Origin of the sequence: Kocuria palustris, from assembly GCF_016907795.1 — a bacterium.
GTDB lineage: Bacteria > Actinomycetota > Actinomycetes > Actinomycetales > Micrococcaceae > Kocuria > Kocuria palustris.
The window spans coordinates 2,626,971-2,651,298 of sequence record NZ_JAFBCR010000001.1 but is presented as its reverse complement, the minus strand read 5'-3'; the positions used below and the strand labels follow the sequence as shown (position 1 = coordinate 2,651,298).

The following is a 24,328-nucleotide window of genomic DNA, read 5'->3' as shown; positions in this document are numbered from 1 at the left end:
GAGCCGGAGAGCCTGTGTGCTGGTGGTGCGGGAGCCCTGGCCCGATCAGGCCAGGGCGGCGACGACCGCGTCGCCGATCTGCTCGGTGCTGCGGCGCTGCGAGCCGGAGGCCTCCAGGTCGCGGCGCACGGCGTCGCGGATCTGCTGGGCCTGCTGGGGGTGTCCCAGGTGATCCAGCATCATGGCCCCCGCCAGGATCGAGGCGGTGGGGTCGGCGATGCCCTGTCCGGCGATATCCGGGGCCGAGCCGTGGACGGGCTCGAACATGGACGGCGCGGTGCGAGCGGCATTGATGTTGCCGCAGGGAGCCAGGCCGATGCCGCCGGAGACGGCGCCGGCGAGGTCGGTGATGATGTCGCCGAAGAGGTTGTCCGTGACGATGACGTCGAATCGAGCCGGATCCACGGTCATGTGGATGGTCGCGGCGTCGATGTGCATGTAGTCGACCTCGACCGCCGGGAACTCCTGGGCGATCGCATCCACCGTGCGCTGGTAGAGGCGCCCGGAGTGGACCAGGACGTTGTGCTTGTGCACGAGCGTCAGCTTGTGCCGGGGCCGCTCGGCCGCCAGCTCGAAGGCGTAGCGCACCAGGCGCTGCACGCCGTGGGCGGTGTTGATCGAGACCTCCGTGGCGATCTCCTGATCGGTGCCCTCGCGCAGCGCACCGCCGTTGCCGGTGTACGGGCCCTCGGTGCCCTCCCGGACCACGACGAAGTCGATGTTCCCGGGGTCGCTCAGCGGAGAGACCGCGCCGGGGAACAGCTCCGACGGGCGCAGGTTGATGTAGTGGTCCAGGCTGAAGCGCATCTTCAGCAGCATCTCGCGCTCGATGATCCCCGACGGGATCCGCTTGTCGCCAGGAGCCGCGCCCACAGCGCCGAAGAGGATGGCGTCATAGCCGCGCAGCTGCTCGAGCGTCTCATCCGGCAGGGTCTCCCCCGTGGCCAGCCAGTGCTCGGCGCCCAGCGGGAAGCTGGTCTCCTGCAGCTCGATCCCTGCCGGGGCGCACACCGCCGCCAGCACCTTCTGCGACTGGGCGACGACCTCCGGGCCGATTCCGTCCCCGGGGATCACGGCGATGCGGTGGGAGGCGGATGAGGCGGTGACGGTGTTCTGCGCGGTCATGCCCCTCACGATACGACGGCGCGGGCCCGCCGTCCCCGGCCCGCGACGTCATCTCATGATGTGAGACGAACGTCCACGTTGCGGGCAGGCAGGGCGCTCACTCCTTCGAGGGCTCCTCGTAGCGCGGGAAGACCGGCGTGGGCTTGGGCAGCGGTGCGCCGGGCACGAGCTCGCGCGACAGCGCGGTGAACTCGCGGTCCTGCGCTTCCTGCCCGAGCGCGTCGAGCAGGCGTGCGGCCGATCCGGGCATGACGGGCTGGACCAGCACCGCGACCGTGCGCACGACCTCGAGCGTGGACCACAGCACCGTGGCCATGCGCTCGGGATCGGTCTTGCGCAGCACCCACGGCTCCTGCGAGCTGAAGTAGCGGTTGCACTGCGCCACGACCTTCCAGATCTGCTCCAGACCGCGATGGAACTGGAGCGCGTCGAAGGCCTCGCGGACCTGCGGCAGCAGGGCGTGGGCGTCGTCGAGGATCTGGCGGTCCTCGGCCGTGAGCTCGCCCGGCTGCGGGGCGCGACCCTCGAGATTCTTGGCCACCATGGACAGCGAGCGCTGAGCCAGGTTGCCGAGGTCATTCGACAGGTCCGAATCGATGCGCGAGACGATCGCCTCGTGCGAGTACGAGCCGTCCTGTCCGAAGGGGACCTCGCGCATGAGGAAGAAGCGCAGGGCGTCGAGGCCGTAGGCGCTGACCAGCGACTGCGGGTCGATCACGTTGCCCACGGACTTGGACATCTTCTCGCCCTGGTTGAACAGGAAGCCGTGCCCGAAGACCTTCCGCGGGACCGGCAGTCCGGCCGACATCAGGAAGGCCGGCCAGTAGACCGAGTGGAAGCGGATGATGTCCTTGCCGATGATGTGCACGTCCGCCGGCCAGAACTTCTGGAAGAGCTCGCCGTCGACATCCGGGTAGCCCACACCCGTCAGGTAGTTGGTCAGGGCGTCCACCCACACGTACATGACGTGATCCGGGTCCCCGGGCACGGGGACGCCCCAGTCGAAGGTGGTCCGCGAGATCGACAGGTCGCGCAGTCCGCCGCGCACGAATTCAGCGACCTCGTTGCTGCGCGACTGCGGGCCCACCAGCCCGTCCTCGTAGAGGGCCAGCAGACGGTCCTGATAGGCGGAGAGCCGGAAGAAGTAGGAGGACTCCTCGGTCCAGGTCAGCTCCGTGCCAGTGCCCTTGGACAGGCGCACGCCGTCGACGACCTCGGTCTCGTCCTCGGCGTAGTAGGCCTCGTCGCGCACCGAGTACCACCCCGAGTACGAGTCCAGGTAGATGTCCCCGTTGGCCTCCATGCGCCGCCAGATCTCCTGCGAGGCCTCGTAGTGATCCGCATCCGTGGTGCGGATGAAGCGGTCGTAGGAGACCTGGAGCATGTCGTCCATGGACCGGAACGCGGCCGCGTTGCGATCGGCGAGCTGCTTGGGCGCGATGCCCTCGCGGTCGGCGGTCTGCTGCATCTTCTGGCCGTGCTCGTCGGTGCCGGTCAGGAAGCGGACGTCATAGCCGTCCAGGCGCTTGAACCGGGCCAGGACATCCGCGGCGATGGCCTCGTAGGCGTGCCCGATGTGCGGCGCCCCATTGGGGTACGAGATGGCGGTCGTGAGGTAGAACGCCGGTCGCGCGCTGGTCACGGTCTCGGGCTCGGGGGTCTCGGCGCTCACGTCGGCAGTCTGCTCAGAAGTCACGCGGACCATCGTAGCGGCGACGACCGCGCCCGCCCCACCGCCGGCGCCGTGCCCGCCCCGACACGGAGCGGCCACGATCCCGTCAAGTATTCACTTAAGCAATTTCATGTGAGACGCTGATCAGGCCCGCGACCGTCGGGCGTCTCCCAGCACGAAAGGCACGCGATGCGCAGCGAACTGTTCGCCCCGGATCACATGGAGCGCGAGACGCAGGACCAGTGGGCCCTGCAGTCCTCCAAGATGCTCCGGGTCAACATGTCCCAGGACATCATCGCCACCAAGGGCGCCATGGTGGCCTATCAGGGGCAGATGACCTTCACCCACGAGGGCTCCGGCTCCCTGGGCAAGTTCCTCAAGAAGGCCATGACCAGCGAGGGCGGGGCCATGATGCGCGTCTCCGGCCAGGGCGAGGTCTTCTTCGCGCGCCAGGCGCGCAACATCTTCCTGATCCAGCTCGAGGGCGAGGCCATCACGGTCGACTCCGACTCCCTGCTGGCCTTCGACGGCTCCCTGAACTGGGACATCAAGCGCATCCAGGGCGCGGGCTTCATGGCCGGCGGCCTGTTCAACCTCGAGCTGTCCGGTCACGGCTTCATCGCCGTGTGCTGCGACGGCGAGCCCATGGTCCTGGATGCCTCGACGCAGCCCACCTTCGTGGATCCCCAGGCCGCGGTGTGCTGGTCCACCAACCTGGCGCCGTCCATCAAGAACGACTTCAACTTCTCGGGCATGTTCCGCGGCGGATCCGGGGAGGCCTTCCAGCTGGCCTTCCACGGCCCCGGCTTCGTGGTCGTCCAGCCCTCCGAGGGCGTTCCGGTGATCACCACCGGCAGCTGATCGGCTGCGCACAGCGCGACGGCGGCCTCCCCTCCTGATGGAGGGGAGGCCGCCGTCGTGATGAGGTGCTGCGCGGATCAGCGAGCGGCGGAGCCCTCGTTGTAGTCGGCGTCCGAGTCCGACCAGACGAACAGCTTGCGCAGCTCGCGGCCGACCGACTCGATCTTGTGGCCCTGGCCCTTCTCGCGCAGCTCCAGGAACTCCTTGACCCCGTTGTCCTGGTCCTCGATGAACCGGCGGGCGAAGGTGCCGTCCTGGATGTCGGCGAGCACGGCCTGCATGTTCTCCTTGACCGACGGGTCGATCACACGCGGGCCGGAGACGTAGTCGCCGTACTCGGCGGTGTCCGAGATCGACCAGCGCTGCTTGGAGATGCCGCCCTCGACCATCAGGTCGACGATCAGCTTGAGCTCGTGCAGGACCTCGAAGTAGGCGATCTCCGGCTGGTAGCCGGCCTCGGTCAGGGTCTCGAAGCCGTACTGGACCAGCTGGGACATGCCGCCGCACAGCACGGCCTGCTCGCCGAACAGGTCCGACTCGGTCTCCTCGGCGAAGGTCGTCTTGATGACGCCGGCGCGGGCGCCGCCGATGGCCTTCGCGTAGGACAGGGCGAGCTCGAGGGCATTGCCGGAGGCGTCGACCTCCACGGCGACCAGGTCCGGGACGCCGCGGCCGGCCTCGAACTCGCGGCGCACGGTGTGGCCCGGGCCCTTGGGGGCGACCATGGCGACGTCGACGCCCTGGGGGGCCTCGATGTAGCCGTAGCGGATGTTGAAGCCGTGGGCGAAGAAGATCGCGTCGCCGTCCTTGAGGTTCGGCTGGATCGACTCGGCGTACACGGTGCGCTGGACCTGATCCGGGGTCAGGATCATGATGACGTCGGCCTCGGCGGCGGCCTCGGCCACCGTCAGGACGCGCAGCCCCTCGGCCTCGGCCTTGGCGCGCGAGCGGGAGCCCTCGGCCAGGCCGATGCGGACGTCGACGCCCGAGTCGCGCAGGTTCAGCGCGTGGGCGTGGCCCTGGGAGCCGTAGCCGATGACCGCGACCTTGCGGCCCTGGATGATCGAGAGGTCGGCGTCATCCTCGTAGAAGATCTCTGCTGCCATGTTCGTGTGCATCTCCTTGGGTGGGTGACCCGCAGCGGGTGCGGGCGTTTCGGTGCCGGCCCTGCGCCTGCGACGATGCCCCGTTCCGTGCTCGACGGCCCGGGGCGGGGCCGCATCAGTGGCGCAGCGCGCGATCGGTGATGGACTTCGATCCGCGACCGAGCGCCAGCGTACCGGCACGGGCGATCTCGCGGATTCCGAAGGGCTGGAGGACCTCGAGCAGCGCTTCGAGCTTGTTCGAGGAGCCGGTGGCCTCGATGACGACCGAGTCCGGGGACACGTCGATGATCGAGGCGCGGAAGAGGTCGGCGGCCTGGGTGACCTGCAGCCGCGTGGCCGCATCAGCCCGGACCTTGATCATGACGTGCTCCCGGGAGACCGAGGCCTCCGGGGCGAGCTCCACGATCTTGATCACGTTCACCAGCTTGTTCAGCTGCTTGGTGACCTGCTCGAGGGAGTGCGGGTCCGCGTTCACGACGACCGTGATGCGGGAGAGCCCCTCCTGGTCCGTGCCGCCCACGGCGAGCTGGTCGATGTTGAACGCGCGCCGGGCGAACAGGGCGGCCACACGGGTCAGGACGCCCGGCTTGTCCTCCACGAGGACCGAGAGGGTGTGTCGGGACTGCTCAGGCATCGTCCTGGTTCCAATCTGGCGTCATGTTCTGGGCGATCTGGATCAGGTCGTTCGCCACGCCGGAGGGCACCATGGGCCACACCATGGCGTCGGCGGAGACCACGAAATCGACGACGACCGGGCGGTCGTTCACCTCCATGGCCGCGCGGATGGTCTCCTCGACGTCCTCCTCCCGCTCGCAGCGGAAGACGGCGCAGCCGTAGGCCTCGCCGAGCTTGAGGAAGTCGGGGACCCGCCGGGAGTCATGGCCCGTGTTCAGGTGGGTGTTCGAGTAGCGGCCGTCGTAGAACAGGGTCTGCCACTGCCGCACCATGCCCAGCGAGCCGTTGTTGATGACCGCGACCTTGATGTTGATCCCGTTGAGCGTGCACGTGGCCAGCTCCTGGTTGGTCATCTGGAAGCAGCCGTCGCCGTCGATGGCCCACACCGTGCGCTCGGGCTCGGCGACCTTGGCGCCCATGGCCGCCGGCACGGCGAAGCCCATGGTGCCCAGTCCGGCCGAGTTCAGCCACTGGCGCGGGCGCTCGTGGCGGATGAACTGCGAGGACCACATCTGGTGCTGGCCCACGCCCGCGGCGTAGACCGACTCCGGTCCGCTGAGCTCCGAGATCTTCTGGATCACGAGCTGCGGGCTGAGGTGGCCGTCCTCGGTGGGGGTCCAGCCGAGCGGGTAGGTCTCGCGCACGCCGTCGAGGATCTTCCACCAGTCGGCGAGGTCCGGCAGCTGCTGCGTGCCGGAGCGCAGCGCCTCGGAGAGATCCGGGATCACCGTGGCCAGATCGCCCACGATCGGGACGTCGGCGACGCGGTTCTTGGAGATCTCCGCGGGGTCGACGTCGGCATGGATGACCTTGGCGTTCGGGGCGAAGGAGGCGAGGACACCGGTCACGCGGTCGTCGAACCGAGCGCCCAGGGCGATCAGCAGGTCCGCCTGCTGCATGGCGTAGACGGCCGGCACCGTGCCGTGCATGCCCGGCATGCCCAGGTTCTGGGGGTGGGAGTCCGGGAAGACGCCGCGGGCGGTGAGGGTCGTGACGACCGGGGCGCCGGTGAGCTCGGCCAGCTCGGCCAGCTGCTCGGAGGCCTCCGCCTTGATCGTGCCGCCGCCGGCGTAGATCACCGGACGACGGGCCTCGCGGATCAGGCGCGCGGCCTCGCGGATCTGCTTGGCGTGGCCCCGGGCGATCGGGCGATAGCCGACCAGGTCCAGGGTGGGCGGCCAGGAGAAGGTCGTGGACGCGACCTGCGCATCCTTGGCGATGTCCACCAGCACGGGGCCGGGACGGCCGGTCGAGGCGAGGTGGAAGGCCTCGGCCATGATGCGAGGGATCTCGTCGGCGTCGGTCACGAGGTAGGAGTGCTTGGTGACCGGCATGGTCATGCCCACGATGTCCGCCTCCTGGAAGGCGTCCGAGCCGATCAGGTTCGAGGCGACCTGACCGGTGATCGCGACCATGGGGATCGAGTCCATGTTGGCATCGGCCAGGGCGGTGACCAGGTTGGTGGCACCCGGGCCGGAGGTCGCGATGCACACGCCCACGCGCCCGGAGGCCATGGCGTAGCCCTCGGCCGCGTGCCCGGCGCCCTGCTCGTGGCGGACCAGGATGTGATTGATGCCCTCGGCGTCCATCAGGGGGTCGTAGGTGGGCAGGATGGCCCCGCCCGGCAGGCCGAAGACGTCCGTGACGCCCAGCGCCTGCAGGGACTTGATGACCGCCCCCGACCCGGTGGTCGCCTCCGGAGCGATCGTGGGGTTCGGCCCCATGACCCGCGGCATGACGACGCCCGAGTCGGAGGCCGCCTTCTGGTGCCCCGCACCCGTGCGCCGACTGGCCATCAGCGCGGGGCTGATCTCTGTTCCACTGCTCATGTCATCGTCCTTCGTGCCGAATCCTCGGCGCTGCGGTCCTCGGCCCAGCGGCCGTTGCAGACATTGTCCCCGATCCGAAGGCCTCCCGCGGCCCCCTGGCGCACGACGGCGCCGGGAGGTCTCGGGCATCTCGCCATCCTCCGGAAGCGGCCGCTCGCCGGCGCCCCGGGTGCCAAGGCGATCGTGCGGGCGGGCTGAACGAGCGAAGGCCCCGATCCATCCTGGTGCGGACGGGCGACGGGGCCTTCAGCTCGCGGGATGCTCAGCGCGCGTCAGACCGGTCGCCCGACTGGGACGACCAGCCCGGTCAGGATGACCGAGTGACGGCGCGCTGTGATCCACTGCATGTCGGCCATGCTCCGATGCCCCGCAAGGGCGTGTCAATCCTCGGGACGACCGTCCCGCATAGTGAGACAGGCCACGTCCGGGAGCACCAAGTGGACAGCGCCGGGAACCTCCGGTACATTTTTTCTTCGTCGTTCGACGGAGCACAGCTTCGCGAAACGGATTCCCCGCACCTCTCCTGGAGGTCCAGCGAGTCCGAGTCTCGCCCTGTGGTAATGTCTTGCGGCGCAGATCGAGGGAGGCGGCAGCGTTCCGCTCCCCCAGATCGCATCCCGCGCCTCTAGCTCAATTGGCAGAGCAGCTGACTCTTAATCAGCGGGTTCTCGGTTCGAGTCCGAGGGGGCGCACAGGAAAGGCAAAGGGCCCGACTCCAGCTGGAGTCGGGCCCTTATGCGTGAGCACCGTCATGAACGCCGCATGCCGCGCTCGCCGGGGCGCAGAGCCGGCCGGGCGCCGCGGCCTCAGACCGCCTCCGACCCCCCCGGCGCTGGAGCAGACTCGGCAGGGCGCTCACCCTGGTCCTCGGAGAGCTCGTGGACCGCGCCCTGGGCATCGACGTCGAGCTTCCAGCGGGAGGCGCCGAGAGTGGAGATGATGTGCGCCAGGCTGCGGCGCAGCTGCTCGTCGCTCAGGGTGCCGTCGTCGATCAGCTCGCCCTCCAGGCGCGAGGCCTCGTCCAGGACGTTCCGGCCCGCCTCGGTGATCGAGACCAGGTGGCTGCGCCGATCCTTGAGATTGGGGCTGCGGCTGATGTGCCCGTGGCTCTCCAGCCGGTGCAGGGTCTTGCCCATGGTCTGCGCCTGGACCCGGACCTCCTGGGCGAGCCGGGCCTGGCTCAGCGTGCCGTGCTCGTGGAGCACGTCCAGCGCCATGTACCCGGCGTGGGTCACGCCCAGGGCCGCCAGCCGCTCGTTCCACGAGTGCTCGACGAGCCGGGCCGCCGTGGACAGGAGGCGATTGGTCGACCACTCGGAGTTCTCGGACATGACACGATTGTAACCATGACGAGGGAAGCAATCCTCACTGCCGCATGGGTCCCGCCCCGACTGCCGGATCAGGCCGATCTGCGACCATGTCAGCAGCACCCGACAGCGACGAAGGAGTCCGAACATGTCCCAGCGACTGACCCCCGGAGAGAAGGCCCCTGACTTCACCCTCACCGATGCCGCAGGCGAGGAGGTCACCCTGTCCGGGCTGCGCGGCAGGCGGGTCATCGTCTACTTCTACCCGAAGGCCTCCACCCCGGGCTGCACCACCCAGGCCTGCGACTTCCAGGACCGCCTGGAGCGCTTCCGCGCCGACGGCTTCGAGGTCCTGGGCATCTCCCCCGATGCCCCCGCCGCTCTCGAGCGCTTCGCGCAGAAGGAGTCGCTCGGCTTCCCCCTGCTCTCGGACCCCGATCACGAGGTCGCCGAGCGCTGGGGCGCCTGGGGCGAGAAGAAGAACTACGGCAAGGTCTACGAGGGACTGATCCGCTCCACGATCGTCGTCGACGCCGACGGCGTCGTCGAGCTCGCCCAGTACAACGTGCGCGCCAAGGGCCACGTGGCCAAGCTGCGCCGGGACCTCGGCCTGGAGGACTGAGGCGCTGCGGCCGTCGTCGTCGGCTCCGTCGACGGTATGATCGGGCGGCCCCCGCAGTGCGGGGCGAGCGCGAGTGGTGGAACTGGCAGACACGCAGGATTTAGGTTCCTGTGCTCCGGCGTGCGGGTTCGAGTCCCGCCTCGCGCACTCCCGCAGTGCGCCTGCTCATCGCCCGCGCGCTCCCGCACCGCCGTCCCCGACCGAGACCAGCCCCAGGAGGAATCGTGAGCGCCCAGCCGACCCGCCGAGCGCTGCTGCTCGGCGCCTCCGCCCTGGCGCTGGCCGGCTGCTCACGGGGATCGGAAGCCGACTCCGCCTCCGAGGAGCAGAGCGCATCGCAGCGGCCGTACGTGTTCGCCAATGCGGCCACGGCCCCCACGCTGGACCCCACGCTCACGGACAACGTGGAGACCAATCGCGTGGCCCGCCAGGTGCTCGACGGCCTCGTGGCCCCGGATTCCCTGACCGGCGAGGCCGTGCCCGCGCTCGCGGTGAGCTGGGCCGCCTCCGACGACGGACGCACCCTCGACTTCGCTCTGCGCCGCGACGTCGTCTTCCACGACGGCGAGAAGCTCACCGCCCAGAGCGTCTGCCGCAACTTCGAGCGCTGGGCGGCGGCCTCCGTGCGAGACACCGCGACCGGGCGGCACAGCCTGTTCGATGCCATCTTCCGCCGCGGCACCCCCCAGGGAAGCCTCTACGACGGCTGCGAGGCGGTCGACGAGCACACCTTCCGCCTGCTGCTGACCCGCCGCTTCCCCGCCCTGGTCACGTGCCTGACGCACCCGGCCTTCGGGATCGCCTCGAGCGCCTCGATCGACGACGACACCGTCGGCACCGCGCCCGTGGGCACTGGGCCGTTCCGCGTGGTGCGCGGACTCGACCCGGGCGCAGGCCAGCTCCCGGACGATCCCATCGAGCTCGAGTCCTTTCCCGAGCACTGGAACGGCACCGGAGACATCGGCCGCCTGTCGTTCGTGGCGATCCTCGACCCCCGCATGCGCTACATCGCCCTGGAGACCGGACGCGTGGACGGCTACGACCTGGTCGGGCTCTCGGACTTCGCGCCGCTGGCCCGCGACGGCGTCCAGGTCCTGCAGCGCGACCCCTATGCCCTGTCCTACCTGGGCATCCACACCTCGTCGAAGTGGCTGGACTCCCTCGAGGTCCGCGGCGCGGTGATGTCCGCGATCGATCGGCAGGCGCTGGTGCGCGAGCACTACCCCGAGGGCACCGGGGTGGCCCAGGACTTCATGCCAGCCCGCTTCAACATCCCCGACGGCACCTCCGGATACCCCGACTACAACCCGCAGGACGCGCGCCGGGCCCTCGAGGACGCCGGCTACGACGGCACGCCCCTGCGCTTCGCCTACCCCACCGGAGCCTCCCGCTCCTGGGCGCTGGAGCCGGAGCGGCTCTACGCCGACATCTCGGAGCAGCTGGTGCGCTGCGGGTTCGAGATCGAGCCGGTGCCGCTGCCCTGGAGCACCTACGCGCAGAGCCTGCGCACCCGCTCCGCCGATCACGACCTCTTCCTCAGCGGCCTCAGCGGCGGGCTGCGCGATCAGGACTTCTTCACGGCCGTGCTCTTCTCCGCGACCACCCCGGAGCTCGACCTGCGATCCGAGAGCCTCCACGAGCTCATCGAGGAGGCCGCGGAGGTCCCGGACGGCGAGCAGCGCCAGGAGCTCTACAGCAGAGTCGGCGACCAGGTCGCCCAGCACCGCGCCGCGCTGCCCCTGGCCTTCCCCATCACTGCCGTGGCCGTGAATCAGCGCACGGCGTCCTTCCCCCTGTCCTCCACGGGCTTCGAGCCCTTCCGCGAGGTCGAGCTCACCCAGTCGTGACCGCAGGCACGGCCCACGACGGAGTAGCCTGGGGGCGACCACGCGCGCGGAGGCCCGGGTCCAGGGCAGCTGATCTCCGCGCCCGAGCAGACGGAGGCCTCTTCACGTGACCAAGACCATGGAATCCACCGACGTCGTCCTGGTGGGCGGCGGCATCATGTCCGCGACCCTGGGCGCCATGCTCACGGAACTCGAGCCGAGCTGGAGCATCACCCTGCTCGAGCGCCTCGACCACGTGGGCCAGGAGAGCTCGGCGGTGTGGAACAACGCCGGCACCGGGCACTCCGCCCTGTGCGAGCTCAACTACGCCCCGCGCGCCGCGGACGGCACGGTCGATGCCACCAAGGCCGTGAAGATCAACGAGCAGTTCCAGGTCTCGCGCCAGTTCTGGTCCACGCTCGTCAGCGAGGGCAAGCTCGGCGAGCCGGGCTCGTTCATCAACCCGGTCCCGCACATCTCCATGGTCTTCAACGCGGACCACGTGGAGTACCTGCGGGCCCGCCACGAGTCCTTCTCGCAGCACAAGCTCTTCGAGCGCCTCGAGCTCTCCGAGGACCGCGACCAGATCGCCCAGTGGGCCCCGCTGACCCAGGAGGGCCGCGGCGCCGGCCCCGTGGCCGCTTCCTTCGCCCCGGAAGGCACCGACGTCAACTTCGGCGAGCTGACCCGCCAGCTGATCCGGCACATGGAGGCCAACGGCGCCGAGATCCGCACCGGCGTCCAGGTGCAGAACCTGGACCGCCAGCCGGACGGCACCTGGATCGTGCGCACCCAGAACCGCCTGAACTCGGAGGACTCCCGCGAGATCCGCGCCAAGTTCGTGTTCGTCGGCGCCGGCGGCGGAGCCCTGCCGCTGCTGCAGAAGTCGGGGATCCCGGAGATCAAGGGCTTCGGCGGCTTCCCGGTCTCCGGGCTGTGGCTGCGCAATTCCAACCCCAGCACCGCCGAGCGCCACGACGCCAAGGTCTACGGCCAGGCGGCCGTCGGCGCCCCGCCCATGTCGGTGCCGCACCTGGACACCCGCTACGAGAACGGGAAGAAGTCGCTGCTGTTCGGCCCCTACGGCGGCTTCAAGCCGAACTTCCTCAAGCAGGGCTCCCTGCTGGACCTGCCCAAGTCCGTGCGCCCCGACAACATCTACCCCATGGCCCGCGCAGGCCTGGCCAACCTGGACCTGGTCAAGTACCTGCTCTCCGAGCTGGCCAAGAACAAGGACCAGCGCATGGAGGCCCTGCGCGAGTTCTACCCGCAGGCCCAGGCCGAGGAGTGGGAGCTCGTCCACGCCGGCCAGCGCGTGCAGGTCATGCGCAAGGACAAGAAGAAGGGCGGCGTGCTGCAGTTCGGCACGGAGCTGATCACCGCCGACGACGGCTCGATCGCAGGCCTCCTGGGCGCCTCCCCGGGCGCCTCGACCGCGGTCCCGATCATGATCGACCTGCTGGGACGCTGCTTCCCGAACCACTCCGCGGCCTGGAAGTCCCGCCTCACCGACCTGATCCCCTCGCTGGGTCAGCAGCTCGATGAGAACCCGGCGCTGGCCGACGAGATCATGGGCCACACCGCAAAGACCCTCGGAATCCGATGAGCAGATAGCCTGCGAGCGCTTTCATGACGCACGCCTGAACGACGGCCTCCCATGCATATGCATGGGAGGCCGTCGTCGTCCCGGCCCGTCCTTCCGTGACGTTGCAGGCCACAGACACGGACGGAGACCGCCGTCGGAACTGTCCCCGACCTTTTCTCCGGACACAGGCGCCTTTCGGTGGACACGGAAGAATCATGCATTCGACTTGGATGACATATGATCTGGCTCGTGCCCACCAGAGAATCTGACAACGACCCCGTAGAGACCTCCACCACTGCATGGGAGGCCCTGTACCGAGCCCAGGTCACCGTCATGCGCAAGCTCCAGCGACAGGAGGAGTTCGCGGATCTGTCCATGCGCGAATACGACGTCCTGTTCAACCTGGCCCGCTCCGACGCCCGCGGCATCCGCCTGAACGAGCTCAACGAGTATGTCCTCCTCACGCAGTCCAGCCTCTCCCGCATGCTCGAGAGGCTCGAGGCCAAGGGCCTCGTCCACCGCTGGCAGGATCCCCAGGACCTGCGCGGCCTGCGCATCAGGCTCACCGAGGACGGCAAGGACCTGCAGCAGCGCATCGCGGAGCACTTCGACCGCCACGTGCACGAGCTCATGGTCGCCGGGCTGGACTCGGAGGAGCTGCGCATCCTGACCCGGCTCTCCGATCGGCTGCGCCACAGCCTGACCGACTGATCCCCGCACGGACCTCCCCGGTCCGCGCCCTGCACCATGCGGACCCTGCCGCCTCGACCCGCCCTGCCCGGCGCGTCGGAGCGACGGGGGGGGGCGCCGGCTCCCGGGTCCGCGGGCCGGATCTCAGTACACTGAACTTCCGGATCGCGACGGCCGCCCGAGCTCACGAGCGATCCTAGTTCCCCCTCGACCCTCAGCAAGGAGCCCCACGTGGCGAAGAACAACCTTCGCGAGACCCTGGAGCGCGCCAAGGCCCCCGCGGCCGAGAGCAGCTCGAAGCCGGACTCGCCGACCAAGATAAAGTGGGGCTATGTCCTCAAGCGGTCGTTCGCGGAGTTCACGCAGGACGGCTGCACGGACCTGGCCGCAGCGCTGACCTACTTCACGGTCTCGGCGATCTTCCCCGGCCTGCTGGCCGTCGTCTCCCTGCTGGGCGTGTTCGGCCAGGGCGAGCAGACCACGCAGGCGATCACCGGCTTCCTGGACGGACGCGTCCCGCCGGAGCTCAACGAGCTGCTCTCCGAGCCGATCAACAACCTCACCAGCTCGACCGGCGGCGGCATCATCGCCCTGATCATCGGTGTGGCCACCGGACTGTGGACGGCCTCCGGCTACGTCGGTGCGTTCTCCCGGGCCATGAACCGGATCTACGAGGTCGAGGAGGGCCGCGGCTTCGTCAAGCTCAAGCTGTCCATGCTGCTGACCACGCTGACGGTCGTGATCACCGTGGTGCTGATCTTCCTGATGATCCTGCTCTCCGGCGGCATCGCGGAGACCCTGGGCGATGCCATCGGCCTGGGCTCGACCGCCGTGACCGTGTGGAACATCGCCAAGTGGCCCGTCATCCTCGTGCTGCTCATGCTGCTCGTGGCCGTCCTGTACTACCGGACCCCCAACGTCCGCCAGCCCAAGATGCGCTGGATCTCCCCCGGTGCGGTCTTCGCAATCCTGGGCGCGATCCTGGCCGCCGGCGCTTTCTCCGTCTACGCCACGCAGTTCGCCACGCAGACCGCCACCTACGGCGTCATCGGCGCCGTGATCCTGGGCCTGCTGGGCGTGTGGATCATCAACAACGTGCTCCTGCTGGGTGCCGAGATCGACGCCGAGGTCGAGCGGGTGCGCGAGCTGCAGGCCGGCATCCCCGCCGAGGACACGCTGCAGCTGCCCCCGCGCGACGTCAGAACCGTCGTGACGAAGATCGAGAAGCAGGACAAGCTCATCGACCAGGGCCGCCAGCTGCGTCTGGAGTCGAACTCCGGCATGGACTACTCCCGGCGCGGTAAGGACTCCGGCGCGGAGGACGGCGACGAGGTCGCCCACTTCGACGACGAGGCCCGCTCCGTGCTCGACGAGCAGCGCCAGCGCGAGGTCTGAGACAGGCGGGCCAGGCACGACGTCTGTGCTGTTCGCTACAGTGGCGGGAGGCGCCGCGGCCCTGGTGCCGCGGCGCCTCCCGCCGTCTTGTCCAGGGTCGGCGGCGAGCATCTGTCCCGAACACGCACGAGGAGCGATCCAGCATGCATGAAGTCAAGGCCGTCGTCGTCAAGGCCAAGGACGAGGCCCCCGTCGTGGAGACCATCCTGGTCCCGGATCCGGGCCCCGGGGAGGCCCTGGTGGACATCCTGACCTGCGGGGTCTGCCAGACCGACATGCACTACCAGGTCGGCGGCGTCTCGGACGACTTCCCGTTCCTGCTCGGACACGAGGCCACCGGCCGCGTGGCCGCCATCGGCGAGGGCGTCACGGACATCGCCGTCGGCGACGAGGTCATCCTCAACTGGCGCGCCGTGTGCGGCCAGTGCCGCGCCTGCCACCGCGGCGAGCCCTGGTACTGCTTCGACACCCTCAACGCCACACAGAAGATGACCCTGCAGGACGGCACCCCGCTCGAGCCCGCCCTGGGCATCGGCGCCTTCGCGGAGAAGACCCTGGTCGCAGCCGGTCAGTGCACTCGAATCCCGGGCGGTGCCCTCGAGCCGCAGCAGCGCGCGGCCGTCGGGCTGCTCGGCTGCGGCGTGACCGCCGGCCTGGGCGCGGTGCTCAACACCGGTGCCGTGAAGCGCGGCGAGTCCGTGGCCGTGATCGGCTGCGGCGGCGTGGGCACCGCGGCGATCGCCGGCGCTCAGCTGGGTGGAGCCACGCGGATCATCGCCGTGGACCTCGACGACGAGAAGCTGGCCACCGCCGAGTCCTTCGGCGCCACGCACAAGGTCAACTCCAAGGAGAAGGACCCCGTCGAGGCCATCCGCGAGATCACCGGCGGCCACGGCGCAGACCTGGTGATCGATGCCGTGGGCATCGCTCCCACCTTCCGCCAGGCCTTCGAGGCCCGTGACCTGGCCGGTCGCATGGTGCTGGTGGGCGTCCCGAACCCGGGCACGGTCACCGACATCGACCTGGCCGAGGTCTTCAGCCACGGCGGCTCCATCAAGTCCGCCTGGTACGGCGACACCCTGCCCGAGCGCGACTTCCCCATGTTCGTGGACCAGTACCGCCTGGGTCGACTGGACCTTGACAGCTTCGTCTCCGAGCGCATCACCATGGATGACGTCCAGTCCGCTTTCGAGAAGATGAAGCAGGGCCGCGTCCTGCGCTCGGTCGTGGAGGTGGGCGAATGAGCACCGCGCCACTGACCGTCGCCGCCGCCGCCGACGGCTCCGTGCGCGTCGAGCGCGTGGTGACCAGCGGGACCTTCTCCCTCGACGGAGGCACGTGGGAGGTGGAGAACAACGTCTGGATCGTCGGGGACGGCCAGCGCTGCCTGGTGATCGATCCCGCGCACTCCCCGGAGGCCGTGCGGGAGGCGGTGGCTGGCCGAGAGGTCGTAGCGGTCGTGCTGACCCACGGCCACGACGACCACGTGGGCGTGGCCCCGCAGGTGGCCCAGATGCTCGGGGCGCAGACCTGGCTGCATCCGGAGGATCGCGTGCTGTGGGACCAGACCCACCCGCAGACCGCCCCCGATCACGAGATCGCCGAGGGCACGCAGTTCCAGATCGGCTCCCTGAGCCTGCGCGCGCTGCACACTCCGGGCCACGCGCCCGGCTCGGTGTGCCTCTACGCCCCGGAGCTGGGCGTCGTGGACGACCAGGGCTCCCCCGTCGAGCCCCTGAGCGGCGTGGTGTTCTCCGGAGACACCCTCTTCCAGGGCGGTCCCGGAGCCACGGGGCGCTCGTACTCGGATTTCCCCACCATCGTCGAGTCCATCCGCGAGCGCCTGCTCACCCTGCCCGATTCCACGGCGGTGCTCACCGGGCATGGGGACTCCACCACGATCGGGGCCGAGGCCCCGCATGTCCAGGAGTGGCTCGACCGCGGCCACTGATCCGCGGACGCTGATCGATCGCGCCGATCCCGGGCCTCAGTCCTCCGAGAGCATCCTCGGAACGGACTCGGTGCCCGGGATCGGCCGTTCCCCCACCAGGTCCAGGGGCACGCGGCTGCGTCGCGCCATGAGCACGAAAACGGTCGCCAGAAGCGCCGCCGCCGCCAGGACGGGCAGCAGGGCGGCCGTCTCATAGCCGGCCAGGTCGCCCATGACACCGGCAAGGCCCACGCCCAGGCCCATCCCCACCTGGATGAGGACGCTCGTGGCAGCAGTGAGACCCCTGACCTCGCTCAGCGGGGTGATCAGCGGGACCGTGGAGAACACGGCCACCAGCGTGGGACCGATCGCAGCGCCCAGGACCGCCAGGATGAGGACCATTCCCAGCGGCCGCGACGGCAGAGACATCAGCAGCGTGGCGAGCACCGTCACCGCCCCGAAGAGCACCCACAGGTTCCAGGGACGACGCGGGCGCGCGCCTGCGGTGATCACCGCCGCCGCCCCAGCGGTGAGGCCCAGGGCCGCGAACTGGGCCCCGATCGTCTCGATGGCCTCGACCGAGGCCGTGAAGTAGACCAAGCACATCTGGATCGAGCCCAGCATCAGCCCGATGCACCCGACGCCCACCACCGGCAGGAAGCGCATGCGCCGCTGCGTGCGCAGCCTGCGTCGCATGGCGGAGTTGAGCGGCTGATGAGTCGGATCAACCAGATGGTTCTGGGCATCCTCGCCCAGGATGTCGGCGGTGGGGTGCAGCAGCAGGGCGGTCGTGCACAGCACGAGCAGCCCGGCGGCGGCCATGATCCCCAGCAGCGGCCCCAGCGTGATCGCCAGGACGCCCACGATCAGCGCGCCGAGCACCAGGGAAACGGCGTCCATGACAGCGTCATGGCGCATGCTCGGCAGGATCAGGTCGAGGCTGCGGCGCTGCTCCAGGATGGTGCGCCAGCGCAGCCGGGTCGCGTTGCCCAGCTGCGGTGCGGACAGCCCCGCCAGCAGGCACAGCAGCCACGGCCAGGGCGCGGTGGGCGCGTCCTGCGCCTGCTCCGAGAAGCGGAAGACGAGCCAGCAGATCACACCCACGTGCAGCAGCGTGTGCAGCAGCAGGATCCACTGCCGGCGGCGGATCCGGTCGCCGCGCACCAGGGCCAGAACCGAGACCGCCTGACCCAAGTGCACCGCGCCCGCGCAGGCGGCACCCCACAGCTCCTGCCCGGACACGGCGGTGACGTAGGTCAGCACCGTCAGCGGCAGGATGACCGACGGAAGCCGCACGATCAGGGTCAGTAGGAGGTACCAGTTGGAGACCACGCCTCGCAGGGCGGGGTAGTCACCCACCATCAGGGTGCGCAGCTGCGCCCGTCGGGTGCGCCGATCGCGGCCGCTTCCCTCCTGCGGGGCAGAGCCGTCCTCGGCCGTCGTGTCCGAGGTGAGATCGCCGGCCTGGACGTCGGCTTCCGACGAGGCGCCGGGAGAAGGATCCGCAGGCGCGGCGCCGTCCCCTGCGACGGCGCCGCTGTACCCCGCAGCACCGAGCTCCGGGCCGCGTCCCGCCGTGCCCGCGCTGGCGATGCCGCCGATCGCCAGCGCGCGGTGGCCCCGGTCCGGCAGCGGCGTGGCCAGCTCTCCCGCACCGGACTCGCCGGAGCCCGCGGCGGCACCGCTAGGCCCGGAGCCGGTCGGCGCGTCTGCCCGTCCCTCGCCGGTGCTGCTGCGGGATCCCGACCACGAGCCGCCGGCGGCATGGTCGGCTGCGGGTTCGCGGCCGGTGCCGAGCCTGGCCCTGTCGCTCATGGCGCTCCTGGCTGTCGTGCGGACGGATTCACGGCACCGGCTCTGCGCGGTGCTCGGCGCCCAGCCTAGCGCCGAGCGTCGGGGCGGCCCCGCGGGCCTCGTGCCGGGGCGCGTCCCAGCGCTTCTAGGATGGGGCCATGACCGCATCCTCGTCCTCGCCCGCGCTCTCGCCCGATCAGGGCACCCCGGCAGATCTCCCCGGGATCGCCGATCGGGTCCGCGCGATCATGCTCGCAGGGGCACTGGGGGACGCCCTGACGGCGCAGCCCGAGCCCGCGCAGGCCCCTGCGGCCCCGCCCGAGGGCGTCAGCACCGCAGCAGGAGGCCAGGTCCTCGGCATCCCGTCGCCCGGCGTCGCGCAGGGCGGCTCGCCCGGTGCGGGTGCGGCCTCTGGAGGAGCGGCGGCGACCATCGCGGACGCCGCAGCCGTCTCCGGTCCCACGACGCTCCAGCTTCAGCCGCTGCGGATCAGCGCCGACACCCAGCTGAGCCTCTACACGATGGACGGGCTGCTCGAGTCGATCGAATGGGCCTCGGCCGGTGAGGCCGCCGATGAAACCGCCTGCCAGTGGTTGGCGCAGCTGCGCTGGCTGCGCACCCAGGACGTCGAATGGCCGGAGTCCGCACCCTCCCCGCTGCCGCGCTGGATCGACGCCCACCAGGTGCTTCACGCAGATCACGGCCACCAGGGCCAGACGCTGGAAGCGCTGCTCACCGGCAGCATGGGCCTGGTCGAGCGCCCCGTGCTCCCAGAGGCCCAGGACCGGACTGCGGTGATCCGCTCGATCCCTTACGGCCTGCTTCCCGTGGGCTGGCGCTCGATCGCCCCGCTGAGCATCGATGCCGCCGCGATCACCCACGGACGGGCCGAGGCGCAGACGGCCGCGACCGCGCTGGCGCTCATGCTCCAAGCCGCGCAGGTCGAGGGCTGCCGGGGCTCGGAGGAGCCCGTGCGCACTGCCGCCGAGTCCGCCCTGGACGTGCTGGGCCGGCTCACCCGTCCCACCCGCGGCACCTCCGAGCTGCTCCGGGCCGTCCTCGACGGAGGCGATCCGGACACCGCCGCGGGCGTGGCACAGGACGTCGACACCCCGCAGGGGCAGGCAGACTCCGGCGCCGCTGGCAGCAGCGCCGGGCCGGACCGGGACACGTCGTCCAGAACGCTGGCCATCGGCCTGCGCTGCGCCCTGGAGGCCGAGCAGACAGGTGCCTCGGCGCCTGAGCTCTGGAAGACGGCCGTGGCCGCGGCCCAGCGGGAGCAGGGCTCGGACGCCCGCGGCAGCGCACCGCTGGCGGCGGCCTTGATCGCCGCCGCGCATGGCGGTGCGTCGCTGGAGGCTCAGCAGATCGGGCGGCTGGAGGCCCGGGAGGTCATCGAAGAGGCCTGCCAGCGGTGGGTGCAGCTGCTCGGCCTGACCGGCTGAGCGATCGCCGCTGGGCTCGCAACCCGGCTCAGCGGCGCAGCAGGGCTCGCAGACGAGTGTCGATCCATTCATCGGCCCGAGCCACGGCCTGATTGACCTGCGCCGTGTCCAGATCCTGGACCAGCGTGTAGGCCACCGACTGCATGGGCATGATCCGTGCGTGCAGTCGGGCTCGGTGCAGGATCTCGGGCGGCAGGGCGCCGTCGAGGGTGGGCCAGCCGTACGAGCAGGCCAGTGCGGCCACGTCCTGCGCCGGATCGCCCAGGCTCGCGTGATCCCAGTCGATCACCCCGGCCAGCGCGTCACCGGACCAGATCATGTTCTGGCCCATCAGGTCCGAGTGCACGAGGTGAGGAGTCACCGTCTCCAGCTCGGCCAGATCCCGGATCGCGTGCCGGGCCAGCTCGCGGTTGCGCGGCAGCAGCCGCGGCACGACGTCGTCGAGCATGATCCGACGCCGACGATGACCGCCCCAATGCTGACCAGGGCGGTCCAGATAGGCCTCCAGCGGTGCGGTGTCGGTGGCCCACAGCTGCTCGAGCAGCGAGATCAGCTCCGCGGTGTCCACCCTGCCCCAGCGGTGCTCGCCGTGCACCCAGGATAGGGCGACCGCGCCGTGGCCTCGGCTGCCGTGCACGCGGCTCAGCGGCCGCGGCGTGGCGAAGGAGTACTCGGGCAGCCTGGAGAGGACCTCGGTGCGCCGTGCCAGGCTGCGCTTGGCGGCCGGGTTCTTGGCGATGCGCACGCACAGCCGGTCGTCGATCCCGACGACCACGTGCGCGGACCCGCTCGTGATGATCCGCCACGTGCTCGGATCCGGGTGCTCTCCGATCTCGCGCAGCGCGGCATCCACCACATCGGCGTACGGGAGCATGCGCTTCATGCTCAGGGCGACCACCTCAGCGCTCCTCTCCGGGCTCCGCTGCGGGAGCGCCCTGGGAGAGCAGGGCGACCAGGTGCGGCGCCAGGGCGGCCATGGCCTGTCCCCGGTGGCTGATCCGGTTCTTGTGCTCCGGATCGAGCTGGGCGCACGAGACGTCCAGGCCGTCGGGGCGCAGGACGGGGTCGTAGCCGAAGCCGCCGTCGCCGACCGGCTCGTGCAGCAGCGTGCCGCGCAGGTGCCCGAACTCGAGGTGCTCGGCTCCCTCCGGGGTCACCAGAGCTGCGGCGCACACGAAGCCCGCGGCACGGTGCTCATCGGGGATATCGCCCAGCTGGGCCAGCAGGAGCTCGAGATTGGCGGTGTCGTCGCCGTGGCGCCCCGCCCAGCGTGCCGAGAAGATGCCCGGGGCGCCGTGCAGGACGTCGACGGCCAGTCCGGAGTCATCGGCCACGGCAGGCAGGCCGGAGGCCTCGGCGGCCGCGTGCGCCTTGAGCAGCGCGTTGGCCTGGAAGGTCGTGCCGGTCTCACGGACGTCGGGCAGGCCCAGGGAGCCTGCGTCCACCACGGCGCGCTCGACGTCCAGACCGGGCAGCTCGGCTGCGATCATGGCCCGCAGCTCAGCGAGCTTGCCGGCGTTGTGCGTGGCCAGGACCAGGCGGGCGCCCGATGGGATGGATACCGCGGACGCGTCCGGATCTGGCTCGGGGTCCTCCGATGCGGATTCCACGGCCGCACTGGGGGCGGTCGATGCGGTGGCCTGGGAGGGGTCGTGCTGCTCAGGCATCGCGGCCCTCCGCGAGCGTGGCCGTCTGGATCCTCGCCAGATCGGCGCATCCGGCAACCGCCAGGTCCAGGAGGCCGTCGAGCTCGCTGCGATCGAACGGGGCGCCCTCGGCAGTGCCCTGGACCTCCACGAAGGTCCCGGAGCCGGTGACGACCACGTTCATGTCGGTCTCGGCGCGGACGTCCTCGACATAGGGCAGATCCAGCATGGGGACGCCGTCGATGATGCCGACCGAGACCGCGGCCACGGAGTCGGTGAGCGGATCGCCGGTGACCAGGCCCTGGCGCCGGGCCCACCCCATGGCCTCGCTCAGCGCCACATAGGCACCGGTGATCGATGCCGTGCGGGTGCCGCCGTCCGCCTGGAGGACATCGCAGTCCAGGACCACGGTGTTCTCGCCGAGCGCCTTCAGGTCGATCACGGAGCGCAGCGACCGGCCGATGAGCCGGGAGATCTCGTGGGTGCGGCCGCCGATCCTGCCCTTGACCGACTCGCGCTGCGAGCGCGTGCCGGTGGCCCGGGGAAGCATCGCGTACTCGGCGGTGACCCAGCCGCGGCCCTCGCCGCGCAGCCAGCGCGGAACGCCCTCGGTGACCGAGGCGGTGCACAGCACGCGAGTCTGCCCGAACTCGATCAGCGCCGAGCCCTCGGCCTGCGCGGACCAGCCGCGCGTGATGGTGATGGGACGCAGCTCGTCGACGGCGCGTCCGTCCGCTCGGGGTCCGCTCGGGGACGAGGATGCGGCGGGGGTCTCAGCCTCGGAAGTCATGGCGCCCAGCCTAGCCGCGCGCGGGCGGCGGCGGCCAACGGCTCGGCGGGCGAGCCGTGGCGGAGCTCAGCGCGTGTTGGGGTCGATCACGCGCATGGTGGTCGTGGTGCTCGGCACCGAGCGGCCCCTGGCCAGGACGCGACCGGCGGTGCGGTCCATGTCGGCCACGATCCGGTACGAGGTCGACGGCTGAGCCAGCGAGATCGGACCCGTGAAGGCCTCGGCAGCCTCCCTGACGGCACGGGTCGGCGAGTTCCACACGGGCAGGTGCGTGAGCATCAGCTCATCGGCATCGGCGTCGTCGGCGGTCTGCCCGGCGCGCAGGCCCGTGAGGTGGATCCCCCGGTAGGCGTCGCGGCCCTCGTGGTAGGCGGCCTCGCACAGGAAGAGATCGGCATTGCGGGCAGCCTCGGTGAGGCCCTCGCAGGCGTCGCTGTCCCCGGAGTAGGTCAGCACGCTGTTGCCGTCGGCTCCGTCGTACTCGATGCGCAGCGCGAACGGATCCTCGACCGGGTGCTCGACCCGGTGCGGGGTGACGCGGAACGGGCCGATCTCCACGGCCCGGCCGTCCTCCCACTGCCCGATCGTGAACTCGTTCTCGATCGTCTCCGCGGAGTCCAGGACGTGGGCGGCCTCCATGTAGTCCATCATCCCGGCCGGGCCCCAGACCGGGACCGGGCCGGCCTCCCAGCCGCGCGGATCCCACTTCACCGCCACGTGCAGCCCCGCCAGGTCGACGCAGTGATCCGGGTGAAGGTGGCTGATCAGGACGGCATCGATCTCCGAGAGCTCGATGTGGCGCTGCAGCGCGCCCAGCGACCCGTTGCCGAGGTCCATGAGCACCCGCCAGGTCCGACCCTCATGATCGGTTCCGGTGAGCAGGTAACAGGAGGCAGGGGAATCGGGGCCGGCGAACGAGCCGGTGCAGCCGATCACGGTCAGGATCATGAGACGGGGCCTTCATCGTCGGAGGCGCGGACAGGGGACGGACCGGCGGAGGCGCGGTCCTTCATGGCGGCGTGCTCGGCGAGCATCTGCGAGCTCACCTGGGACAGCGAGCCCGTGGGGAACTGCTCGGCCACCGAGCCCACGTGGCGCACGGCCGTGACCTCCGGGCCCAGGAAGCGCCGGGCCAGGATCTGGAAGGGCTCCGGATCTCCCGTGGCCAGGAACTCGTGGGGCTCCTGCGGCGGCTGGACGCGCGCCAGGTCATGGCGCACCAGTGCGCGGTAGACGTCCTTGGCGGTCTCCTCCGCAGAGGAGACCAGCGTGACCGCCTCCCCCATGACGTAGGAGATCACACCGGTGAGCAGCGGGTAGTGCGTGCAGCCGAGCACGAGGGTGTCCACCCCGGAGTCCTGCAGCGGACGCAGGTACTCCTGAGCGGTCTCGAGGACCTCGGGACCGGTGGTCACCCCGGCCTCGACGAACGGCACGAACCGGGGGCAGGCCACGGAGCGCACCTCAAGCTGCGGAGCGGCCGCGAAGGTGTCCTCGTAGGCCCGCGAGCCCACGGTGGCCTGGGTGGCGATCACGCCGATGCGGCCGTTGCGCGTGGAGGACACGGCCCGGCGCACGGCCGGCTGGATGACCTCCACCACGGGGATGCCGTAGGCGCGCGTGTAGCGCTCCCGGGCATCGCGCAGGACGGCCGCCGAGGCGGTGTTGCAGGCGATCACCAGCACCTTGACCCCGGAGTCCACCAGCTCGTCCATGATCCGCAGCGCGTGGGCGCGGACCTCGGCGATCGGCAGCGGACCGTAGGGGCCGTTGAGGGTGTCGCCCACGTAGACGATCCGCTCATCCGGCAGCTGGTCGATGATCGCCCGGGCGACCGTCAGCCCGCCCACGCCGGAATCGAACACGCCGATGGGAGCATCGGGCGACGGACCCTCGACGGGTCCGTCTGCCGCTTCTGTGCTCCCCGGAATCTCGCGCATAGGGCACCCAGGGTAGACCGGTGCCGCTCAGCAGCCTGAACCGCGCGCCGACGAGGTCACGCAGATCACTTCACACGATGACTCATGCGG

The 24,328-nt window shown here is 70.5% G+C and carries 21 protein-coding genes and 2 tRNA genes; 11 read left to right on the top strand and 12 right to left on the bottom strand.

Going from position 1 to position 24,328, the window contains the following annotated elements; genetic code table 11:
• Nucleotides 1-45: 45 nt before the first annotated feature.
• Together JOE55_RS11840 and metG are read right to left on the bottom strand one after the other, a co-directional pair.
• Complete coding sequence (locus JOE55_RS11840) at nucleotides 46-1,125, bottom strand: 3-isopropylmalate dehydrogenase (RefSeq protein ID WP_204783016.1); 1,080 nt, start codon at nucleotides 1,123-1,125, stop codon at nucleotides 46-48.
• A gap of 97 nt (nucleotides 1,126-1,222) precedes the next feature.
• Nucleotides 1,223-2,830: a methionine--tRNA ligase gene (gene metG, locus JOE55_RS11835; RefSeq protein WP_239547509.1), complete on the bottom strand. Its 1,608-nt coding sequence runs from the start codon at nucleotides 2,828-2,830 to the stop codon at nucleotides 1,223-1,225.
• Nucleotides 2,831-2,986: 156 nt separating this feature from the next.
• Here metG and JOE55_RS11830 point away from each other — a divergent pair, with 156 nt between their 5' ends.
• A complete protein-coding gene (locus JOE55_RS11830; RefSeq protein WP_006215175.1) occupies nucleotides 2,987-3,658 on the top strand; it encodes an AIM24 family protein in 672 nt (223 codons plus the stop codon).
• A 77-nt stretch (nucleotides 3,659-3,735) separates the two neighbouring features.
• Here JOE55_RS11830 and ilvC read toward each other — a convergent pair whose 3' ends face one another.
• The 3 genes from ilvC to JOE55_RS11815 form a co-directional block, all read right to left on the bottom strand.
• The gene (gene ilvC / locus JOE55_RS11825; protein WP_477218301.1) at nucleotides 3,736-4,776 is read right to left on the bottom strand and encodes a ketol-acid reductoisomerase; all 1,041 of its coding nucleotides are present in this window, start codon (nucleotides 4,774-4,776) and stop codon (nucleotides 3,736-3,738) included.
• A gap of 103 nt (nucleotides 4,777-4,879) precedes the next feature.
• Nucleotides 4,880-5,398 (bottom strand): acetolactate synthase small subunit, encoded by a 519-nt coding sequence (gene ilvN / locus JOE55_RS11820; RefSeq protein ID WP_024290754.1) that lies wholly within the window; start codon nucleotides 5,396-5,398, stop codon nucleotides 4,880-4,882.
• Nucleotides 5,391-7,268, bottom strand: coding sequence for an acetolactate synthase large subunit (locus JOE55_RS11815; protein ID WP_204783014.1), 1,878 nt, complete (start codon nucleotides 7,266-7,268; stop codon nucleotides 5,391-5,393). Before JOE55_RS11815 ends, ilvN begins: the two co-directional genes overlap by 8 nt.
• 619 nt (nucleotides 7,269-7,887) lie before the next feature.
• Here JOE55_RS11815 and JOE55_RS11810 point away from each other — a divergent pair.
• Nucleotides 7,888-7,960 (top strand) — tRNA-Lys (locus tag JOE55_RS11810).
• A 114-nt stretch (nucleotides 7,961-8,074) separates the two neighbouring features.
• Here JOE55_RS11810 and JOE55_RS11805 read toward each other — a convergent pair.
• Complete coding sequence (locus JOE55_RS11805) at nucleotides 8,075-8,599, bottom strand: MarR family winged helix-turn-helix transcriptional regulator (protein WP_204783013.1); 525 nt, start codon at nucleotides 8,597-8,599, stop codon at nucleotides 8,075-8,077.
• Between the two features lie 124 nt (nucleotides 8,600-8,723).
• Here JOE55_RS11805 and bcp point away from each other — a divergent pair, with 124 nt between their 5' ends.
• The 8 genes from bcp to JOE55_RS11765 all read left to right on the top strand — a co-directional run bounded on the left by bcp (nucleotide 8,724) and on the right by JOE55_RS11765 (nucleotide 16,644).
• Nucleotides 8,724-9,197: a thioredoxin-dependent thiol peroxidase gene (gene bcp / locus JOE55_RS11800; protein WP_204783012.1), complete on the top strand. Its 474-nt coding sequence runs from the start codon at nucleotides 8,724-8,726 to the stop codon at nucleotides 9,195-9,197.
• Nucleotides 9,198-9,264: 67 nt separating this feature from the next.
• Nucleotides 9,265-9,344 (top strand) — tRNA-Leu (locus JOE55_RS11795).
• Nucleotides 9,345-9,421: 77 nt separating this feature from the next.
• Entirely contained in the window at nucleotides 9,422-11,044 is a 1,623-nt protein-coding gene (locus JOE55_RS11790; protein ID WP_338125481.1) for an ABC transporter substrate-binding protein, read from the top strand.
• A 106-nt stretch (nucleotides 11,045-11,150) separates the two neighbouring features.
• The gene (locus tag JOE55_RS11785; RefSeq protein ID WP_420870995.1) at nucleotides 11,151-12,629 is read left to right on the top strand and encodes a malate:quinone oxidoreductase; all 1,479 of its coding nucleotides are present in this window, start codon (nucleotides 11,151-11,153) and stop codon (nucleotides 12,627-12,629) included.
• Nucleotides 12,630-12,857: 228 nt separating this feature from the next.
• The gene (locus tag JOE55_RS11780) at nucleotides 12,858-13,319 is read left to right on the top strand and encodes a MarR family winged helix-turn-helix transcriptional regulator (protein WP_024290760.1); all 462 of its coding nucleotides are present in this window, start codon (nucleotides 12,858-12,860) and stop codon (nucleotides 13,317-13,319) included.
• A 210-nt stretch (nucleotides 13,320-13,529) separates the two neighbouring features.
• Complete coding sequence (locus JOE55_RS11775) at nucleotides 13,530-14,693, top strand: YihY/virulence factor BrkB family protein (RefSeq protein ID WP_204783011.1); 1,164 nt, start codon at nucleotides 13,530-13,532, stop codon at nucleotides 14,691-14,693.
• Between the two features lie 143 nt (nucleotides 14,694-14,836).
• The gene (locus JOE55_RS11770; RefSeq protein ID WP_024290762.1) at nucleotides 14,837-15,937 is read left to right on the top strand and encodes an S-(hydroxymethyl)mycothiol dehydrogenase; all 1,101 of its coding nucleotides are present in this window, start codon (nucleotides 14,837-14,839) and stop codon (nucleotides 15,935-15,937) included.
• Entirely contained in the window at nucleotides 15,934-16,644 is a 711-nt protein-coding gene (locus JOE55_RS11765; RefSeq protein WP_204783010.1) for an MBL fold metallo-hydrolase, read from the top strand. Before JOE55_RS11770 ends, JOE55_RS11765 begins: the two co-directional genes overlap by 4 nt.
• Before the next feature lie 36 nt (nucleotides 16,645-16,680).
• Here the strand turns inward: JOE55_RS11765 and JOE55_RS11760 are convergent, their stop codons facing one another.
• The gene (locus tag JOE55_RS11760; protein ID WP_204783009.1) at nucleotides 16,681-18,438 is read right to left on the bottom strand and encodes a hypothetical protein; all 1,758 of its coding nucleotides are present in this window, start codon (nucleotides 18,436-18,438) and stop codon (nucleotides 16,681-16,683) included.
• A gap of 137 nt (nucleotides 18,439-18,575) precedes the next feature.
• On the opposite strand from JOE55_RS11760, the gene JOE55_RS11755 reads away from it, so the two are divergent.
• On the top strand, nucleotides 18,576-19,862 hold the full coding sequence (locus JOE55_RS11755) for a hypothetical protein (protein ID WP_204783008.1): 1,287 nt from the start codon (nucleotides 18,576-18,578) through the stop codon (nucleotides 19,860-19,862).
• 28 nt (nucleotides 19,863-19,890) lie between these two features.
• Here JOE55_RS11755 and JOE55_RS11750 read toward each other — a convergent pair whose 3' ends face one another.
• The 5 genes from JOE55_RS11750 to murI all read right to left on the bottom strand — a co-directional run bounded on the left by JOE55_RS11750 (nucleotide 19,891) and on the right by murI (nucleotide 24,238).
• Nucleotides 19,891-20,760 (bottom strand): phosphotransferase family protein, encoded by an 870-nt coding sequence (locus JOE55_RS11750; protein ID WP_204783007.1) that lies wholly within the window; start codon nucleotides 20,758-20,760, stop codon nucleotides 19,891-19,893.
• A gap of 1 nt (nucleotide 20,761) precedes the next feature.
• Nucleotides 20,762-21,529, bottom strand: a complete 768-nt coding sequence (gene rdgB, locus JOE55_RS11745) for an RdgB/HAM1 family non-canonical purine NTP pyrophosphatase (protein ID WP_235586751.1) — start codon at nucleotides 21,527-21,529, stop codon at nucleotides 20,762-20,764.
• On the bottom strand, nucleotides 21,522-22,298 hold the full coding sequence (gene rph, locus JOE55_RS11740) for a ribonuclease PH (RefSeq protein ID WP_024290768.1): 777 nt from the start codon (nucleotides 22,296-22,298) through the stop codon (nucleotides 21,522-21,524). Before rph ends, rdgB begins: the two co-directional genes overlap by 8 nt.
• A gap of 66 nt (nucleotides 22,299-22,364) precedes the next feature.
• A complete protein-coding gene (locus JOE55_RS11735) occupies nucleotides 22,365-23,246 on the bottom strand; it encodes an MBL fold metallo-hydrolase (RefSeq protein ID WP_058871250.1) in 882 nt (293 codons plus the stop codon).
• Nucleotides 23,243-24,238: a glutamate racemase gene (murI, locus tag JOE55_RS11730; RefSeq protein ID WP_053447160.1), complete on the bottom strand. Its 996-nt coding sequence runs from the start codon at nucleotides 24,236-24,238 to the stop codon at nucleotides 23,243-23,245. Before murI ends, JOE55_RS11735 begins: the two co-directional genes overlap by 4 nt.
• Between the last annotated feature and the right edge of the window lie 90 nt (nucleotides 24,239-24,328).

What these genes read in the sequence shown, in the direction of transcription:
- JOE55_RS11770 (WP_024290762.1), top strand. Translation starts at nt 14,837, where the DNA reads ATGCATGAAGTCAAGGCCGTCGTCGTCAAGGCCAAGGACGAGGCCCCC.
- murI (WP_053447160.1), bottom strand. Translation starts at nt 24,238, where the DNA reads ATGCGCGAGATTCCGGGGAGCACAGAAGCGGCAGACGGACCCGTCGAG.
- rph (WP_024290768.1), bottom strand. Translation starts at nt 22,298, where the DNA reads ATGACTTCCGAGGCTGAGACCCCCGCCGCATCCTCGTCCCCGAGCGGA.
- JOE55_RS11815 (WP_204783014.1), bottom strand. Translation starts at nt 7,268, where the DNA reads ATGAGCAGTGGAACAGAGATCAGCCCCGCGCTGATGGCCAGTCGGCGC.
- JOE55_RS11765 (WP_204783010.1), top strand. Translation starts at nt 15,934, where the DNA reads ATGAGCACCGCGCCACTGACCGTCGCCGCCGCCGCCGACGGCTCCGTG.
- rdgB (WP_235586751.1), bottom strand. Translation starts at nt 21,529, where the DNA reads ATGCCTGAGCAGCACGACCCCTCCCAGGCCACCGCATCGACCGCCCCC.
- JOE55_RS11735 (WP_058871250.1), bottom strand. Translation starts at nt 23,246, where the DNA reads ATGATCCTGACCGTGATCGGCTGCACCGGCTCGTTCGCCGGCCCCGAT.
- JOE55_RS11760 (WP_204783009.1), bottom strand. Translation starts at nt 18,438, where the DNA reads ATGAGCGACAGGGCCAGGCTCGGCACCGGCCGCGAACCCGCAGCCGAC.
- metG (WP_239547509.1), bottom strand. Translation starts at nt 2,830, where the DNA reads ATGGTCCGCGTGACTTCTGAGCAGACTGCCGACGTGAGCGCCGAGACC.
- ilvN (WP_024290754.1), bottom strand. Translation starts at nt 5,398, where the DNA reads ATGCCTGAGCAGTCCCGACACACCCTCTCGGTCCTCGTGGAGGACAAG.
- JOE55_RS11840 (WP_204783016.1), bottom strand. Translation starts at nt 1,125, where the DNA reads ATGACCGCGCAGAACACCGTCACCGCCTCATCCGCCTCCCACCGCATC.
- ilvC (WP_477218301.1), bottom strand. Translation starts at nt 4,776, where the DNA reads ATGCACACGAACATGGCAGCAGAGATCTTCTACGAGGATGACGCCGAC.
- bcp (WP_204783012.1), top strand. Translation starts at nt 8,724, where the DNA reads ATGTCCCAGCGACTGACCCCCGGAGAGAAGGCCCCTGACTTCACCCTC.
- JOE55_RS11755 (WP_204783008.1), top strand. Translation starts at nt 18,576, where the DNA reads ATGACCGCATCCTCGTCCTCGCCCGCGCTCTCGCCCGATCAGGGCACC.
- JOE55_RS11830 (WP_006215175.1), top strand. Translation starts at nt 2,987, where the DNA reads ATGCGCAGCGAACTGTTCGCCCCGGATCACATGGAGCGCGAGACGCAG.
- JOE55_RS11805 (WP_204783013.1), bottom strand. Translation starts at nt 8,599, where the DNA reads ATGTCCGAGAACTCCGAGTGGTCGACCAATCGCCTCCTGTCCACGGCG.